Annotated in this window: 16 protein-coding genes; 4 read left to right on the top strand and 12 right to left on the bottom strand. The window is 59.8% G+C overall.

Annotated features, from left to right (window positions below; genetic code table 11):
• Nucleotides 1-75 precede the first annotated feature (75 nt).
• Nucleotides 76-1,356 (bottom strand): M20 family metallopeptidase, encoded by a 1,281-nt coding sequence (locus tag AC07SZ_RS05235; RefSeq protein ID WP_056567083.1) that lies wholly within the window; start codon nt 1,354-1,356, stop codon nt 76-78.
• Between the two features lie 322 nt (nt 1,357-1,678).
• On the opposite strand from AC07SZ_RS05235, the gene AC07SZ_RS05230 reads away from it, so the two are divergent.
• The gene (locus tag AC07SZ_RS05230) at nt 1,679-1,966 is read left to right on the top strand and encodes a GreA/GreB family elongation factor (protein WP_494913582.1); all 288 of its coding nucleotides are present in this window, start codon (nt 1,679-1,681) and stop codon (nt 1,964-1,966) included.
• A 162-nt stretch (nt 1,967-2,128) separates the two neighbouring features.
• On the opposite strand, the gene AC07SZ_RS05225 is transcribed toward AC07SZ_RS05230, so the two are convergent.
• Together AC07SZ_RS05225 and AC07SZ_RS05220 are read right to left on the bottom strand one after the other, a co-directional pair.
• A complete protein-coding gene (locus tag AC07SZ_RS05225; RefSeq protein WP_494913580.1) occupies nt 2,129-2,674 on the bottom strand; it encodes a DUF488 domain-containing protein in 546 nt (181 codons plus the stop codon).
• A 68-nt stretch (nt 2,675-2,742) separates the two neighbouring features.
• Nucleotides 2,743-3,588: a LysR family transcriptional regulator gene (locus AC07SZ_RS05220; RefSeq protein WP_494913579.1), complete on the bottom strand. Its 846-nt coding sequence runs from the start codon at nt 3,586-3,588 to the stop codon at nt 2,743-2,745.
• A 132-nt stretch (nt 3,589-3,720) separates the two neighbouring features.
• Here AC07SZ_RS05220 and AC07SZ_RS05215 point away from each other — a divergent pair, with 132 nt between their 5' ends.
• The 3 genes from AC07SZ_RS05215 to AC07SZ_RS05205 all read left to right on the top strand — a co-directional run bounded on the left by AC07SZ_RS05215 (nt 3,721) and on the right by AC07SZ_RS05205 (nt 6,764).
• Nucleotides 3,721-4,383 carry a 5-formyltetrahydrofolate cyclo-ligase gene (locus tag AC07SZ_RS05215; RefSeq protein ID WP_494913577.1) on the top strand — a complete coding sequence of 221 codons (663 nt, stop codon included), beginning with the start codon at nt 3,721-3,723 and terminating at the stop codon, nt 4,381-4,383.
• Between the two features lie 103 nt (nt 4,384-4,486).
• The gene (gene ctaD, locus AC07SZ_RS05210; protein ID WP_494913575.1) at nt 4,487-6,082 is read left to right on the top strand and encodes a cytochrome c oxidase subunit I; all 1,596 of its coding nucleotides are present in this window, start codon (nt 4,487-4,489) and stop codon (nt 6,080-6,082) included.
• A 100-nt stretch (nt 6,083-6,182) separates the two neighbouring features.
• Nucleotides 6,183-6,764 (top strand): Tim44/TimA family putative adaptor protein, encoded by a 582-nt coding sequence (locus AC07SZ_RS05205; protein ID WP_494913574.1) that lies wholly within the window; start codon nt 6,183-6,185, stop codon nt 6,762-6,764.
• Nucleotides 6,765-6,897: 133 nt separating this feature from the next.
• Here AC07SZ_RS05205 and AC07SZ_RS05200 read toward each other — a convergent pair whose 3' ends face one another.
• The 9 genes from AC07SZ_RS05200 to AC07SZ_RS05160 all read right to left on the bottom strand — a co-directional run bounded on the left by AC07SZ_RS05200 (nt 6,898) and on the right by AC07SZ_RS05160 (nt 14,610).
• On the bottom strand, nt 6,898-7,719 hold the full coding sequence (locus AC07SZ_RS05200; RefSeq protein ID WP_494913572.1) for a universal stress protein: 822 nt from the start codon (nt 7,717-7,719) through the stop codon (nt 6,898-6,900).
• Nucleotides 7,720-7,920: 201 nt separating this feature from the next.
• Nucleotides 7,921-8,211: a hypothetical protein gene (locus AC07SZ_RS05195; protein WP_494913570.1), complete on the bottom strand. Its 291-nt coding sequence runs from the start codon at nt 8,209-8,211 to the stop codon at nt 7,921-7,923.
• 78 nt (nt 8,212-8,289) lie between these two features.
• Complete coding sequence (locus tag AC07SZ_RS05190; protein ID WP_494913568.1) at nt 8,290-9,825, bottom strand: FAD-dependent oxidoreductase; 1,536 nt, start codon at nt 9,823-9,825, stop codon at nt 8,290-8,292.
• Between the two features lie 260 nt (nt 9,826-10,085).
• Nucleotides 10,086-10,742: a fructose-6-phosphate aldolase gene (fsa, locus tag AC07SZ_RS05185; protein WP_494913566.1), complete on the bottom strand. Its 657-nt coding sequence runs from the start codon at nt 10,740-10,742 to the stop codon at nt 10,086-10,088.
• Nucleotides 10,743-10,887: 145 nt separating this feature from the next.
• Nucleotides 10,888-11,259: a DUF488 domain-containing protein gene (locus AC07SZ_RS05180; RefSeq protein ID WP_494913565.1), complete on the bottom strand. Its 372-nt coding sequence runs from the start codon at nt 11,257-11,259 to the stop codon at nt 10,888-10,890.
• Nucleotides 11,256-11,477 carry a hypothetical protein gene (locus AC07SZ_RS05175; protein WP_494913564.1) on the bottom strand — a complete coding sequence of 74 codons (222 nt, stop codon included), beginning with the start codon at nt 11,475-11,477 and terminating at the stop codon, nt 11,256-11,258. The genes AC07SZ_RS05180 and AC07SZ_RS05175 overlap by 4 nt, the downstream gene beginning before the upstream one ends.
• Nucleotides 11,478-11,519: 42 nt before the next feature.
• Entirely contained in the window at nt 11,520-11,927 is a 408-nt protein-coding gene (locus AC07SZ_RS05170) for a c-type cytochrome (protein ID WP_494913563.1), read from the bottom strand.
• 119 nt (nt 11,928-12,046) lie between these two features.
• Nucleotides 12,047-13,816 (bottom strand): GMC family oxidoreductase, encoded by a 1,770-nt coding sequence (locus AC07SZ_RS05165; protein WP_494913562.1) that lies wholly within the window; start codon nt 13,814-13,816, stop codon nt 12,047-12,049.
• 23 nt (nt 13,817-13,839) lie between these two features.
• Nucleotides 13,840-14,610, bottom strand: coding sequence for a gluconate 2-dehydrogenase subunit 3 family protein (locus AC07SZ_RS05160; protein ID WP_494913560.1), 771 nt, complete (start codon nt 14,608-14,610; stop codon nt 13,840-13,842).
• Nucleotides 14,611-14,667 lie beyond the last annotated feature (57 nt).

The raw sequence follows: 14,667 nt of genomic DNA, 5'->3' as shown, positions 1-14,667 counted from the left end.
GCTTTCAAATGAGCGTGACCACACTTAAAAGGCAGCCCGTTCCCGACAACCTTCGCCCATCCCATCCCAAAGGCGTCACTTCGCGTTCTCGCCAATCCAGGCCAGCGCGCCGACCACTAACGCCTCCACACCGGTTTCTAGTGTGGGATGAAGAACCGGCGCGAATTGCGGGCTGTGATTGACCGGCAGTTCGTTCAGCTTTCCCGCTGCCTTGGCCTTGGCATAGATCTTGGGATCATTGCCGCCAACAAACCAAAATACCGAAGGCACCTGCCAGGCAGTGCCAAAGCAGCCGAAATCCTCGCTCGCCGGCGCGGGGCCCGTGTGTTTTACTCGGTCGGCAGAAAAATACGCGCGAAACGCCTCGGCGATGCGATTGCTTGCGGTCTGGTCATTCACATTCAAGGGATAGCGGTCGAGCGGCGTGATCTCCGGCTTGCGGGGGGCGCCCGAGGCTTCTGCTTCGGCATTTACGATCCGCTCGATCGCCGCAAGCACGTGCTTGCGCACACCGGCGTCGAATGTCCGTACGTTGAGCTTGATGATGGCGTCGTCGGGAATGACGTTCTCCTTAGTGCCGGCCTGCAACACCCCGACCGTGACCACCGCCGCGTCGTTGGCGGCAACCTCACGGGAAACAATGGTCTGAAGCCGCAGGACAACGGATGCCGCCATGACGACCGGATCGACGCTTGCTTGCGGCATCGAGCCATGCGCGCCGCGCCCGAACAGACGGATCTGCAGACTGTCCGCCGCAGAGGTGATTGGCCCCGCGCTACCGGCAACAGTGCCCGACGGACCGACCATGACATGCTGGCCAAGCACGACATCGGGCGTGGGGAAGCGTTTAAGCAGACCGTCGTCGATCATGGCCTGTGCGCCTTGGGCGGTTTCTTCGCCAGGTTGGAAGACAGCCATCAAGGTGCCCTTCCAGTGATCGCGCGCCTGCGACAGCAATGTCGCCGCTCCGACCAGCCATGCGACGTGCATGTCGTGGCCGCACATGTGCCCGACCGGGACCGTTTTCCCTTCCGGGTCCGTGGCCGTGACCTTGCTGGAATAGGCAAGGCCGGTGTTCTCGGCGATTGGAAGCGCGTCCATGTCGGCACGCAGCATTACCGTCGGCCCCTTGCCGTTGCGGAGCAGTCCCACGACACCCGTTTTGCCCAGCCCGGCGGTTACCTCGTAACCGGCGTCCTTGAGCCTGTCAGCGGCAATGCCCGCTGTTCGCGTCTCCTGCATCGACAGTTCCGGATGGGCGTGAATGTCTTTGTAGAGCGCCTCGAGATCGGGCAGTAGCTTGCCCATGTTCGACAGGATGACGGATGTAGCCTCACGAGAGGTAAGCTTCTTCATGACAGTCTCCTGCCGATGGCATGAACAGTCGGCTTTTAAGCCTTCGATGGCCCAGCGGAGTAAACGCTGATCATTGCTGTCCCCTGTATCGAGAGCAAGCCCAATTCTAATGATCAACCGATCGTGACCTTATCGGGAATGTAGCCCCCGGATCGGCTGCCATGCGCGCCCCGAGCCGAGGGGCGGTGCGTTACCCACATGGGATGGTCCCGCAGGGCCTCGAGCCTCCGGAACATCGGCGTTTCATCAAGATTTTTACGAATTGGCTCGGTCCCGGCTCCCTCGGTGGGCGGCTGGTCTGAGCAAAAGCACGAGTATTCAAATGCAAAACGATGCGAAAACCCGGCGTAAGCCGAACATCCGCATCTCACAGTCGGACCACACGCGTCTATCAGCGCTTGCGAGCACTGTGGCGGCACGAAATCCGGAGGCGTCCGATGAACTGCTCGCCGAACTGGAGCGCGCGCGCATTGTCGCCGATGGCTGGGTCTCCGCCGACATCGTTCAGATGGGCTCAGCGGTGACATTCAAGCCCGACACGGGCGATGCCAAAACCGTCACGCTGGTTTTCCCAGGCGATGCGCAGAAGCGGCAAGGCGCGAAAGATTGAAGCTGGCGGGGGTGCTGCGCCGGGCTCGTGGCGACCGGACGGACCGGTTCTCCGCGTCGTCCATCGTTCTGATGAGCTGCAAGACAAGGCGGAGAACAAAGGCATGGCGGCTTTCGACACCGAGTTCGACGACCCGGGTCCGTCAGCCGCCTGAGGGCTCGACTATTCCGCAGGCTGTGAAGGCGGGTAGACAAGCGTTCTGTCGGCTCTTGCCCTCACGCCGTCGGTGAGCTTCGCCGGCTCGACCTTGTCATGGCCCATCAGATGAAAAACGGACTCGCCGCGGCTGATCAGGTAGTCCGCGACGATCCTTCTGTGACAACGCCACCAGAGGGTTTCCGAGCACATGATGGCGCATCGCCGTTGCCTGCCGAGGGATACAAGTCGGTTTAGGCCGTCAAGAAATTCCGCCGACAGCGCGTAGTCGGCGTAGTTGTGAAAACTCTGGTTGATCCAGAATGCGTTGAGCGTAGGTGGAATGTCGCGCGCCTTGCCGCGCAGGCCGCCAAGCTCGGCAATGTATTCATATCCGACCCCAAACGCTGCCAGTTTTTCGGGGAGCACCTCGCTGTTAAACTGCGGGTTCGCCCGCGATCGCCGGACGGTCCTTATGTCGACCACCAGGGCGATATCGGCAACCCGCAGCAGCGCGACAAATTCGGCGATCGACCGGGTCGAGTGGCCAATGGTGTGGAACGGATAAGGCATGTTCGGTCAATCCGTGGCGATCCATACTTCCAGACATGCGAACCGTGGCTTCGTACCTGGAAAGACGATCATTTCACAACTTGCTTCAGGCCGCGTAGCGCCTCCTGCACGTCGGCTCGCGCCTCGCTGGCTTCCGGATAGACGGCATAGGCCGGATAGGTGAATTCCGGCGCGCCTTCCACGACCTCCAACTGTCCCGCCTCGATATGGGGAGCCGCCGCGCCCCTGCGGAAATAGCCCATTCCGCCGGCGCGCAGGATGTAGCTCAGCCCAAGCGGACCCAGGCCGACCATCAATCCCGGCTCTCCGAAGGCAGAGGAACTGGCGCCATGCTGGGCCGCAAACAGCGGCCCCCAGTCGACATAGACATAGTCCTTGGAGCTGACCGGTTCCCCGTCTCTGTCGGTGGTCCGGACCAGGACGAGCTGCTCCTCGACGAGAAGCTCTACCCTGAAACCTGGCAGCAGCTTCGGCGCATAGAGCACCGCAATGTCCAGAACGCCAGTCCTGAGCTGCTCGAGGAGTTGGTCCGGCACGCCGACCTGGGCTTGGATAGCGATTCCCGGCCTGGCCTTCTTCATCCAGACCAGCCAGTCGAGCAGCAGCGGGTTCCATAGGCTGAGCTCTCCGCCCAAGGCAACGACGCTTGTCCGTCCCGATGGGATGGCGAGCTGGTGTCGTGCCCGTTCCCAGATTTGCACGAATGACTGGGCGAACCGCTCGAACTCCCGGCCCGCTGGCGTCAGCTGCGCGCCATTGCGGTTGCGGATGAAGAGCTGACGTCCGAGTTCATCTTCCAGCGTGCGTATCCGCGCGCTTACCGTAGTCTGGGTGACGTGGAGCCGGTCGGCAGCCCTCAGAAAGCTGCCGGAATGGACGATTTCTAAAAACGTGCGAGCGCGGTCGATGTCCATCAATGCTCCTGGTTTAGTGCAATAATCTTGCATCAATACAGCATTTAATTCCGTTTGCCTTTCTGTTTTTTGCAGCGCAACGTCCAAGCCAAGGCGATGCGGGTTTCCGCCGCGACGGATATGGAGCGTGCGATGTCTGACCAGGAGGATGTTCACCCCGAGACGAGAGAATACGCCTCTCCGCCATGCTTCATGCATGAGCTTGTCCCCGGGTACGGCACTGAGCCTGCCGTCCAAGACGCATGGCCCGACGTCTGTCGATGGCGCAAGGCGGAGCGCAAGCGCCTGATCGACGAGCGTCTCGCGGTTGACGCCGAGGAACGCGGTGCGAGGTCTTTACGCATCGCTTCCGCCCTTGACTTGGCTTTGGGCCGGGTTAGCGGGCGGATCGTCAGCGGCTACTGGCCATTCCGCGGTGAGCCCGATCTGCGCAACTGGGCGATAAAGGTCATCGAGCGCGGCGGACGGATCGCCCTGCCGGTCGTCATTAAAAAGGGCTGGCCGCTGGAGTTTCGTATCTGGGGGCCGGGAGACCCGCTCGAACGCGGCGTCTGGAATATTCTTGTCCCTTCCCACGGACCAGCTGTCCAACCGGATGTGGTCATCGCACCCGTCGTCGGTTTCGACCAGGCTAACTACCGCTTGGGTTATGGCGGCGGCTTCTTTGACAGGACGTTGGCAGCGATGTCGACACGACCCTACGTCGTCGGCGTCGGTTACGCCGGCAGCAGGATCCAGACCATCTATCCGCAGCCACACGACATTCCGATGGACGTGATCGTCACGGACGAATGAACGATTGCAGGCCAGGCTCAATCCCCTCGTGACGGCGGATCGCAGATGCCGTCCATCGTTGAGACCGTCTTGCCTGCCAGCAGTGAAAAGCAGGAGGCACATCATGTCTAGTCCGGCCACGACCTTGGAGGATCACAGGCCCCGGTTTCTTGTCAGGTGGCTGTTCTCCACCAACCACAAGGACATCGGGACGCTCTATCTGATCTTCTCGATTATGGCAGGAGTACTCGGCACCGCGCTCTCGGTGCTGATCCGGATGGAGCTTCAGGAACCGGGACTGCAGATATTCGCCGACCCCGCTGTCTACAACGTTGTCGTCAGTGCCCATGGGCTGGTAATGATCTTCTTCGTCCTCATGCCAGCGTTGATCGGTGGGTTCGGCAACTGGATGGTGCCGATCATGATCGGCGCGCCCGACATGGCTTTTCCGCGCATGAACAACATTTCCTTCTGGCTGTTGGTGATGTCGTTTATCCTCTTCATCACCTCGATGTTCGTTCCAGGAGCGCCCGGCACGCTCGGCCATGGTGGCGGCTGGACGCTCTATCCGCCACTGTCGACCTCAGGCCAGCCCGGCCCTGCCGTCGACCTCGTCATCCTTTCCATCCACCTTGCAGGAGCGTCATCGATCCTCGGTGCGATCAACTTCATTACGACCATTTTCAACATGCGCGCACCCGGCATGACGATGCACAAGATGCCTTTGTTCGCCTGGTCAATGCTGGTCACCGCCTTCATGCTTCTCATGTCGCTGCCCGTGCTTGCGGGCGCGATCACGATGCTGCTCACGGACCGCAACTTCGGCACGACTTTCTTTACGCCCGAAGGCGGCGGCGATCCGATCCTCTACCAGCACCTATTCTGGTTCTTCGGCCATCCCGAAGTCTACATCATGATCCTGCCCGGCTTCGGCATCATCAGCCACGTCATCTCGACCTTCGCCAAGAAGCCGATCTTCGGCTATATCGGCATGGCATATGCGATGGTGGCGATCGGCGCGATCGGCTTTGTCGTTTGGGCGCATCACATGTATACGGTCGGTCTGTCCGCCGACACCCAGCGCTACTTCGCCTTCGCGTCGATGGTCATCGCCGTTCCAACCGGGGTGAAGGTGTTTTCGTGGCTGGCGACCATGTGGGGAGGATCTATCGAGTTCAAGACGCCGATGCTGTGGGCTCTCGGCTTCGTCCTGCTCTTCACCATTGGCGGCGTCACCGGGATCATGGTCGCCAGCCCCGGCATCGACCGCTCGTTGCACGACACCTATTTTGTGATAGCTCACTTCCACTATGTGCTGTCTTTGGGCGCGGTCTTCGCCATCTTCGCCGGCTTCTATTACTGGTTCCCGAAGATGACCGGCTACATGTATAGCGAAACGCTGGGCAAGCTGCATTTCTGGCTAATGTTCATCGGCGTCAACCTCGTCTTCTTCCCGCAGCATTTTCTCGGCATGGCCGGCATGCCGCGACGCTATGCCGACTACCCCGACGCATTTGCCGGCTGGAATTTCATCTCGTCGATCGGGTCCTACATTTCAACGGCCGGACTTGTCGTCTTCTTCATCACGGTGGCGGAAGCTTTCAGCCACAGAAGCCAGGCCGGCGCCAATCCATGGGGCGAAGGGGCGACCACGCTCGAATGGCAACTGCCATCACCGCCGCCCTTCCATCAGTGGGAGAAGCTGCCGCGCATTCTCTAGCTTCGCCTCCTGTTCCAAATCAGCGCCTGCTGTCACTTCGACATTTTGTCGGGAGAACGACATGAACGAGACCACAGATCCAAATATCCAGATCCTGCTTGTGGCGATCATCGCGTTCTATTGGGCATTGTTGGGCAGTTGGGGCCAACTTCTGCCGCGCTCAGACAACGACAAGGCCAAGCGGGACGATGCACCGACGGACCAACGGACTGGCAGTGACGAAGGCACGTCCTCCGGCGACACCTCCTCGGATGGGATTCGAAAGATCGACCCGGATTTCGACGTCGCCGCGTTTCTGGCCGGCGCCAAGACAGCCTATGAAACTATCCTGCGGGCCTATGCGGACAGTGACATCGAGACGTTGAAGCGCCTTGTCGGGCCGGAAGTGCTTGATACCTTCGAGCGAGCCATTGCCGGACGCCGGGATCGCGAGGAGAAGCTGCATCTCACCTTCATCGGCACCAGCGAAGCGAAGGTCGTCGATACTCTTGAGGAGGACGGCACCGCTGAGGTTGTTGTTCGATACGTTTCCGACGTGGTCAGCGTTACACGCTCGGCCAGCGATGCGATCGTCGCCGGCGACCCCGAGCAGATCGTTGGGGCAATCGATACGTGGACGTTCGCCCGTGAAACCCAGTCAACGAAGCGGAATTGGATGTTGATCGCCACGGACGGCGAATAACAAGTATGTGCTCATCCGATCAGCCAGCCTGACAGGCTCATCACAGTTGGTCGGCGGCCAACCCCGAGCGCCGGGCGGCATCCGCTGATGCGCCAGCTTGTGACGATGCGCATCCACTGTTCGAGTATCATGATCAATTCGACATGACTCGGTTCAGTCGATCGTTTTCAAGCAGTGAGCGGGTAGCACCGCCGAAGATCCGCTCTCTGAACCTGCTGTGGCCGTAGGCGCCGGATATGATCAGATCCGCATGCATCGCGTGGGCCACATCGGCGATCGTTCCGCCATCGGATTTTTCCGGAAAAACGTCCGCCTTCGCCTTTACGCCGTGAAAGGAAAGCAAGGCAACAACATCGTCCAGGCCGTTCCAGGTTTCATCGGTTGCATCATTGTCGATCGTAATGACACGAACCTCCTGAGCCATTTGCAAAAAGGGAATAGCATCAGTCACCGCACGCCTGGCTTCACGCGTGTCCTTCCATCCGACAAGAACCTTGTTGATGCGGAAATTTTCCTGGTTGGTCGAGGCGACAAAGACAGGCCGTCCTGCTTGAAGGATCAGGTTGCCGAGGTCGGTGGAACGATGAACGTTGCCAGAAAACGCGCCCTCGGGCGAGGCCGTGACGATGAGATCGGCCGCGCGGGCCGCCTCGATCAGCAAGCGGGTCGGATTGCCCACAGCCCCACGCCATTCCGTATCAACCGTTGCGCCAGCAAGAGCTTCGAACTCCGCGCGGAGGTCCTCAATTCGTCGCTCGATGTTCTTCCGCTGGTGCGTCATGCTCTCGCCTTCGAAGGCCACTCCTCCTTCCATCACGACGGGCGGAGGAACGTCGGCAGCCGAGACACCTATCAGGCGCGCATCGAAGCGCTGGGCCAGTTCGACACCAAGCTTGATTACAGGAGTGACCATTCCGTCGATGTCGAGATTGAGAACGATTGACTTGTAACCCATTGGGCTTTCCTTCCACGGTTGGAGATGATGCCAGCCCGGCTAGGGGGAAAACGTCAAAAGACGTCCTGCCGCAAAACGCGGCTTCACAATGCGGCAACCTCAAATGCCGAAGGGCTACATGCAACGTTTCAAAAATCTCGATGATGAACGATCACTGTCGTGAGAAGTGCGCCGGCCGGCGTGATCGTGCAGGTCCTCGCGCTACTCGAACATGATCCGAGCGGTACCTCTTTTGGCGATCAACATTCTCCGAGCCTCCTGGATCCGCTCAGCCTGTTGTTTGGTATAGGGACCCATCGGCCGAGTCTTTTCATCGCCGCGACGGACCCGGCAGTACCAGTGGCCGCTGTCCGAGAAGATATCAACCGAAGTCGGCGTCTCATCGGACGCTTCCCCGGCAACCTCCTTGGCGAACTCGACGATCTTTGAAGAATGCTGAGCGGGCGCAACCGTGCGCACATCGTTGATAAGTTCCTGTTGCATTGTGGACATAAGTCGAACTCCTTTCGGTCACGACGACGCACCGCTGCGCCATGTTGGTTGCGTTCTCGCGGTGCCCAAGAGCGCTTGCTAGGTTGCCATGTGGCGCTCCATTTCCGTCTCCGCCTCGAGACTCTCGATGTCGCGGAAGATCGAAGCAACAGCCAGCGTACGTCCTTCGCGCTTGAAGCGGAGCAGGCAATCCTTGGCTGTGATGTCTCCATCGACCGCGATCTCATCCCATTGCCCGGCATGGCCGACATAGTTGATGGGAACATCGTAATGCTGAGTCCAGAAGAACGGCACGGCCGCGAATTTCTCCCGATGGCCAAGCATGTTGAGGGCCGCTGTTTGCCCCTGCCTCTCTGCAACCACCCAATGCTCGAGCCGAATGTTCTCGCCACTGTGGGGATCAGGCCACCGCGCAATGTCGCCGGCCGCGAATATCCCTGGCTCGCTCGTTTCCAGAAAAGCGTCCACGACAACGCCGTGGTCAACGACCAGCCCCGCCGTTTCGGCAAATCCGGTGCGCGGCCGCACGCCGATGCCGACGACTACGAAATCCGCCGCCAGCGTACCACCGCTGCTAAGTTTCACCTTCTTGCCGTCGATGCTGGTCGGCGTGTTCTCAAGGTGGAATACGACGCCGTTCTCCTCATGGAGTGCGCGGATGAAGTCGCCCATTTGCGGACCGAGGACCCGTTCCATGGGCCGTTTATCCGGCGCCACGACGTGAACTTCGATATTGCGCGCGCGCAGGGCCGCGGCCACTTCCAAGCCAATGAAACTGGCGCCAAGCACAATAGCGCGGCGCGCAGTCGAGGCTCGCTCGATGATCGCCTTGCAATCCGCAAACGAACGCAGCGTGTGAACGTGTGGCTGGTCGGCGCCGGGTATGGTCAGGCGAACGGGTTCGGCTCCGGTCGCAAGCAGCAGCCTGTGGTAAGGAATCCTTCCTTCATCAGCGAGGACGACCTCGCGGGACCGCAGATCGATGTCAACGGTCTTCACATTGAGACGCAGGTCGATGTTGTTCTTTGAATAGAACTTCTCGCCGCGGAGCGGAATCCAATCCTCCGGGGCCTTTCCGGCGAGGTAGTCCTTGGAGAGGCTGGGCCGGTCGACGGGCGGCGCATAGTCGTCGCTGATCATGACGATGCTGCCCTGGTACTGCTCCCGCCGCAGCATTTCGGCCGCTGCGAAACCCGCCGCGCCGCCGCCGACAATGACGATTTTCTTGGGGACCTGGCCGGAGCCTCCGGTGCGTGGTTTCGGAGCTGTCCGTTTGACTTTCTCGCCGACGAATATCCGACCATCCCGCTGTTCGACGACCCAGCAGGCTAGAGGATTGAAGGCAGGAGCGCGCAACGCTTCGCCCGTTCGCAGATCGAAGCACGCGTGGTGCCAGGGACACCGGACGGTATCCTCCACCACGAGACCGTCAGCGAGCGGCCCGCCGTAATGTGTGCATGTCGCACTGACCGCGAACACCTCGGTTCCGCGGCGCACCAGCAGCACCTGGTCGTCGCCACATCGACCGACAAGCTTTCCGCCATCAGGAATGTCGGACAACGCGATGCCCTGGGCCAGATCCGGTCCGACTGATTTGGTATGGCCTTCAGTCATTTTCTTCTCCCTTGGCGATCCGGTGTCAAAATCGCTCGTACGGCGAAGCGGCAATCCCCGCTGCTTCGGGATACCTTCCGCCTGGCTAGCGCGCCTTCAGATTCTCAGCACCATTTGCGCCAAATATTCCGACCACGTCACGGATTGGGCTGAGAGGTTTTCACACAGCAGCTTCCCGCCATCGCCGGTATCATGCAAACGAATTTAATCGGTAATTGAGTGCAGCTTTTATGATGGCCTTCTTTAGCAATTGCGCGCAATTACAGGATCGCTTGCCCCGTCTTACCCCAGTCGGCGAGAAAGGACTCGAGGCCCCTGTCGGTGAGCGGATGTTTGGCGAGATTTCTGAGCACTGCTGGTGGTACGGTCGCGATATCGGCGCCTGCCATCGCCGCGTGTTTGACATGGAGAGGGGTGCGGATTGAAGATGCGAGGATTTCCGTTGTGAAAGATTTGTCATTGTCATAGATCGTGCGGATTTCTCGGATTGCTTCCATGCCGTCCAGACCGAGATCGTCGAGCCTGCCGACGAACGGCGAAATGAAGGTAGCGCCTGCCTTGGCTGCGAGCAGCGCCTGGTTGGCTGAAAAGCACAGCGTGACATTGACCTTGTGTCCGAGCTGACTGAGGGCCCGGCAAGCCCTGAACCCATCCCAGGTGGATGGCACTTTGACGGCCACATTGGCGGCAATGCTGGCCAAACGCACTCCCTCAGCGATCATGCCGTCGAAGTCGGTCGCGGTGACCTCCGCTGAAACCGGGCCCTCGATTGTCCGGCAAATCTCCTTGATTACATCTCTGATCGGTCGGCCGGTCTTTGCGATAAGGGACGGGTTCGTGGTCACCCCGTCGAGAAAACCAGCAGCAGCAAGCTCGTGAATTTCAGAAATATCGGCTGTATCGATAAAGAACTTCATTGTCTTTCTCCGCAACGTGAATACGTCCAACGATTTGACGGGGTTTCTTTAGTTTGGTTTCCGGAAAGGTGATTTGCTCTCGCTGTTGTGATCGCGCGCCCAATGTCTTTGAAGGCAATGGAAGTGCAGGAGCGACGTGGCGTCTCTATCGATGTCTCAGCAAAATCTCTCTGAGGACGACGGCATCGTTGTGGGCCTCGTCATGGGCCGAGTAGACGAGTGTGACGGCGCCCTGCCGTATCATGTCGCGCAGTCGGTCGAGTTCATCGCGATGCTCATGGATTTCCGCCGCATATCGCCGGCGGAATTCCTCCCAGCGGGCTGGATCGTGTCCGAACCATTTCCGAAGCTCGGTGCTTGGGGCGAGCTCCTTCACCCAATGGTCGATGGCGGCTTCGATCTTGTTGACCCCGCGCGGCCAAAGCCGGTCAACCAACACTCGCCTGCCATCGTCGGCAGCAGGGCTCTCATATGCCCGTTTCAATTTTACTCTCTCGTTGAAGATTTTTTCGCTCATCGACGTCGTGTCCTGTCCGTCTCTGCGTCGCCGACAGCATCGAGAAGGCCGGAGAATTCGCTTCTAAGGATTGCCTCGTCGGCTGCATCCGACACAAATACGAAAATGTCGCCGCGATACCGCTCGATCCAGTGATGGCCGGCGCCATGGCTGCGCAGGTAGTCGCCGATCTGATGGATCGTGGAATGCCCCAAATCCTTGTGCAGGAGAAATTTCATCAAGGTTGTGCTTTGCGCCAGGGACAGGTCGCCCCACCTGACTCAGGGGCCGACCTTCTGGCCCTGAGCGTTGAACTGTTTCAGATAGGCGATCACATCGGCGATCTCCTGATCCTTGCTGAGACCGGCGAATGTCATCTTTGTGCCGGGCATCAGTTTGCGCGGCGCGTGCAGATAGGTCGTCAGCGTCGGTTCATCCCAGGTCAGACCCGAATTCTTGTTCGCTGCGGAATAGCTGTAGTCCGGATACGCGCCGGCCGCTCGGCCGACTACCCCATTTAGAACCGGACCCACTCCGTTCTTTGCGTCGGGGCCGACCTGATGGCAGGCCATGCACCTCCTGAAGACGACGGCGCCGGCTTCGGCGTTGCCGGGGGACAAGTCCTGCGCATGGGCCGAGCCGACTGCAATGAGAATTGCGGTCATCAATCCAAGCATGGTCGATTTCATGGTTGCTTCTTTCAATGAGCGGAGGGGCCGGTTCCGGCCGAACCGGCCCCTCCCGCAATATGGGGTTCGAAACACAGCCTGCCTGCCGGATCCGAACCGCGGATCCGCCAGGCGTTGCCTCAGGAGGGAACCAGTGGGCCGGGGTTCTTCAGATACTGGTTCTTGATCGCGTCCACCGCCCAGTAGGCAAGAGCGCCTACCGGTCCGGTCGGGTTCTTCCCGGCGTTCTGCGGAAACACGCAAGCGCCGGTGACGAATACGTTCGGAACATCCCAGACCTGAAGATATTTGTTCAAAACGCTGGTGCTCGGGTCAGCTCCGAAGACTGCCCCGCCTGTGTTGTGCGTGCTCTGATAGGGCACGATCGAATAGGGCACGGGGGGAATGCTCCGATCGACCTTGGTCGCACCCATCTCCTTGGCGATCTTCACGCAGATGTCAGCCTGACCGTTCATCTGCTTTACCTCATTGTCCTGGAAGTCGAACGTCATCCGCATAAGCGGACGCCCAAAAACGTCGGTGTAGGTCGGATCGAGGCTGAGATAATTCTGTCGGTAGGCCATCACGGCGCCTTGATTGCCAACGCTGGCCGCGTGGTCATAGTTGTCGACCACTGCCTTTTTCCACTCAGAGCCCCAACGCGGAGTGCCATGCGGTGTTGGATGCGACTGGATGGGCCGGGCGCCCGAGTTGCCGCAGCTGATGCCGCCGCCGCCGATGTAGCCGGCCTTCACGAAATCGTAGTTGTCGCCGTTGAAATCGTCCATGGTCGTGCCGAGCGCGCCTGCGCCCATGAAGCGATTCAGGATGGTTTCCTTGTCGAAGAAGGCCGTAGCCCCTCCACCGCACTGATAGGCATAGTTGCGGCCGACCACACCTTTTCCCGTTGCCGGGTCATAAGGCACGCCGATCCCAGAATGCAGCAGCAGGTTGACGTTGCCGAGCGCATAGGCTGAGAGAATGATGACGTCGGCAGGCTGTTCGAATTCCCGCCCGCGTGCGTCGAGATAGGTGACGCTGACTGCCTTCTTGCGGGTCGAGTCGAGATTGACCTTCAGCACGATCGAGTTGGTGCGCAGTTCGAAATTCGGATTCGTCAACGCCAGCGGGATGACGGTGAAGTGCGGGCTCGCCTTGGCATTCGCCTCACAGCCGAAACGCTCACAGAAGCCACAATAGTGACACTGGCCGAAGGCCACGCCATCGGGATTGACGTAATCCCGCGACGCGTTTGACGAAGGATTGGGAAAAGGGTGGTAGCCGAGATTGCGGGCGGCCTTGTCGAACATCACCATGCTCTGCGCGGCAATCATCGGCGGATTGGGATACTCGTCCTTGCGCGCCCCCTCGAAGATATTGCCTCCATCGACCTTCCGACCGTTGAGATTGCCGGCCCTGCCCGAAGTACCGCATGTCTTCTCGAACTTGTCGTAATAGGGCTCCAGATCGTCATAGGTGATCGGCCAGTCCTGCAAATGCATGTCCGAAGGGATAATCTTTTCGCCGTATTTGTCGATCGTCCTGGTGCGCGCCTGATGATCCCACTCGAGCCATCGCCAGGTGACGCCGTTCCAGTGCACGCCTGCGCCGCCCACACCCTGGCCAGGCAGGAACGAGCCGAGCTGTCGCATCGGCAGCGCCGTTTGCGATTCATTGTTGCGGAAGGTGATAGTTTCCCGCCGCACGTTCTGCATGAGGTCGTAGCGGGCGGCGTAGCGCAGTTCGTCATGGATCTGCGGGTCGATAAAGTTCGGATTGGTGTCACGCGGGCCTCCCCGCTCAAGGGCGACGATTTTCAGCTTCGTCGACGCGAGCTCCTTGGCGATGATGCCGCCTGTCCATCCAAGGCCGACAATCAGGACATCAACAGCGTTGAGTTTGGTGGCCATGTCATAGTCTCCTTTTCCGTCGGCTAGATGAGGTCCTGGATGCCTTTGGGTTCAGCCTTGTAGGGCCTGTTCCGAAAGGGTCCGATCTTGTCCATGTACATGGCGTCTGCGCCTGGGAACCCGATCATCTTCCAGGTCGCCCTGTCCTTGTTGCCGCCATACATTGGGTCGGCGAAATAGCCCTCGATCGTCAGCTGAAGCAGCAGTCCAAAGAAGGTCGCGGTGGGCACGGTTGGGAGCTCCACCTTCCCGCTCTCGAGATCGGCGAGCACCTCGGCGCGATCTTTTGCCGAAAGGCCGTCGAAGGTGCTCTTGTGGTTTTTCTGCACGAAGGCATTGACGTCGGCGATGCCGGCCCGGATCAGTTCCGATGGCGTCATGGGTAATTGATAGCCCTGCTCGGGTGTACCCTCGCCAAATGGCCCTTCCAGATACAGGCGGTCACCTTTGCCGTATCCACCGGCCATCTGCCGGTCGATGTAAGTCGCAACGCCGAGTTCCTTGGCGCCGGGGCCTGTTGAATCGCTTGGAAGGAGCGTATCGACCGCCGCTTCGATGAAGGCGGATTCGTCCACATTGAAGAATTCATACCCAGAGCCACCAACATGAGGTTCGGTGGCGGCGATCACGTGGTGATGTTTTGTGTCAGTGGTTGCAGCCATGACTTCGTCCGCAGATGCGGATGCCCCAAGCGGCAGGGTGCTCGCCGCCGCTCCGGCAGCTCCAGCCGCGCCGAACAGCTTCAGAAAATCGCGCCGACCCACGTCGCCTTGGCTCTTTTCTTCCCTCGACATGATTCCTCCTGTGACGCTGCAGGCAAAACGATGGGGAGGTGGAGAGAGCCTGCGCTC

Source organism: Mesorhizobium sp. GW821-FHT07A06, from assembly GCF_059419085.1.
Note: the sequence above shows the minus strand (reverse complement) of the source record. Positions and strands in the feature narration are given on the sequence as shown.

What these genes read in the sequence shown, in the direction of transcription:
- AC07SZ_RS05220 (WP_494913579.1), bottom strand. Translation starts at nt 3,588, where the DNA reads ATGGACATCGACCGCGCTCGCACGTTTTTAGAAATCGTCCATTCCGGC.
- AC07SZ_RS05160 (WP_494913560.1), bottom strand. Translation starts at nt 14,610, where the DNA reads ATGTCGAGGGAAGAAAAGAGCCAAGGCGACGTGGGTCGGCGCGATTTT.
- AC07SZ_RS05230 (WP_494913582.1), top strand. Translation starts at nt 1,679, where the DNA reads ATGCAAAACGATGCGAAAACCCGGCGTAAGCCGAACATCCGCATCTCA.
- AC07SZ_RS05165 (WP_494913562.1), bottom strand. Translation starts at nt 13,816, where the DNA reads ATGGCCACCAAACTCAACGCTGTTGATGTCCTGATTGTCGGCCTTGGA.
- AC07SZ_RS05180 (WP_494913565.1), bottom strand. Translation starts at nt 11,259, where the DNA reads ATGAGCGAAAAAATCTTCAACGAGAGAGTAAAATTGAAACGGGCATAT.
- AC07SZ_RS05170 (WP_494913563.1), bottom strand. Translation starts at nt 11,927, where the DNA reads ATGAAATCGACCATGCTTGGATTGATGACCGCAATTCTCATTGCAGTC.
- AC07SZ_RS05175 (WP_494913564.1), bottom strand. Translation starts at nt 11,477, where the DNA reads ATGAAATTTCTCCTGCACAAGGATTTGGGGCATTCCACGATCCATCAG.
- AC07SZ_RS05195 (WP_494913570.1), bottom strand. Translation starts at nt 8,211, where the DNA reads ATGTCCACAATGCAACAGGAACTTATCAACGATGTGCGCACGGTTGCG.
- AC07SZ_RS05235 (WP_056567083.1), bottom strand. Translation starts at nt 1,356, where the DNA reads ATGAAGAAGCTTACCTCTCGTGAGGCTACATCCGTCATCCTGTCGAAC.
- AC07SZ_RS05190 (WP_494913568.1), bottom strand. Translation starts at nt 9,825, where the DNA reads ATGACTGAAGGCCATACCAAATCAGTCGGACCGGATCTGGCCCAGGGC.
- fsa (WP_494913566.1), bottom strand. Translation starts at nt 10,742, where the DNA reads ATGAAGTTCTTTATCGATACAGCCGATATTTCTGAAATTCACGAGCTT.
- AC07SZ_RS05215 (WP_494913577.1), top strand. Translation starts at nt 3,721, where the DNA reads ATGTCTGACCAGGAGGATGTTCACCCCGAGACGAGAGAATACGCCTCT.
- ctaD (WP_494913575.1), top strand. Translation starts at nt 4,487, where the DNA reads ATGTCTAGTCCGGCCACGACCTTGGAGGATCACAGGCCCCGGTTTCTT.
- AC07SZ_RS05225 (WP_494913580.1), bottom strand. Translation starts at nt 2,674, where the DNA reads ATGCCTTATCCGTTCCACACCATTGGCCACTCGACCCGGTCGATCGCC.
- AC07SZ_RS05200 (WP_494913572.1), bottom strand. Translation starts at nt 7,719, where the DNA reads ATGGGTTACAAGTCAATCGTTCTCAATCTCGACATCGACGGAATGGTC.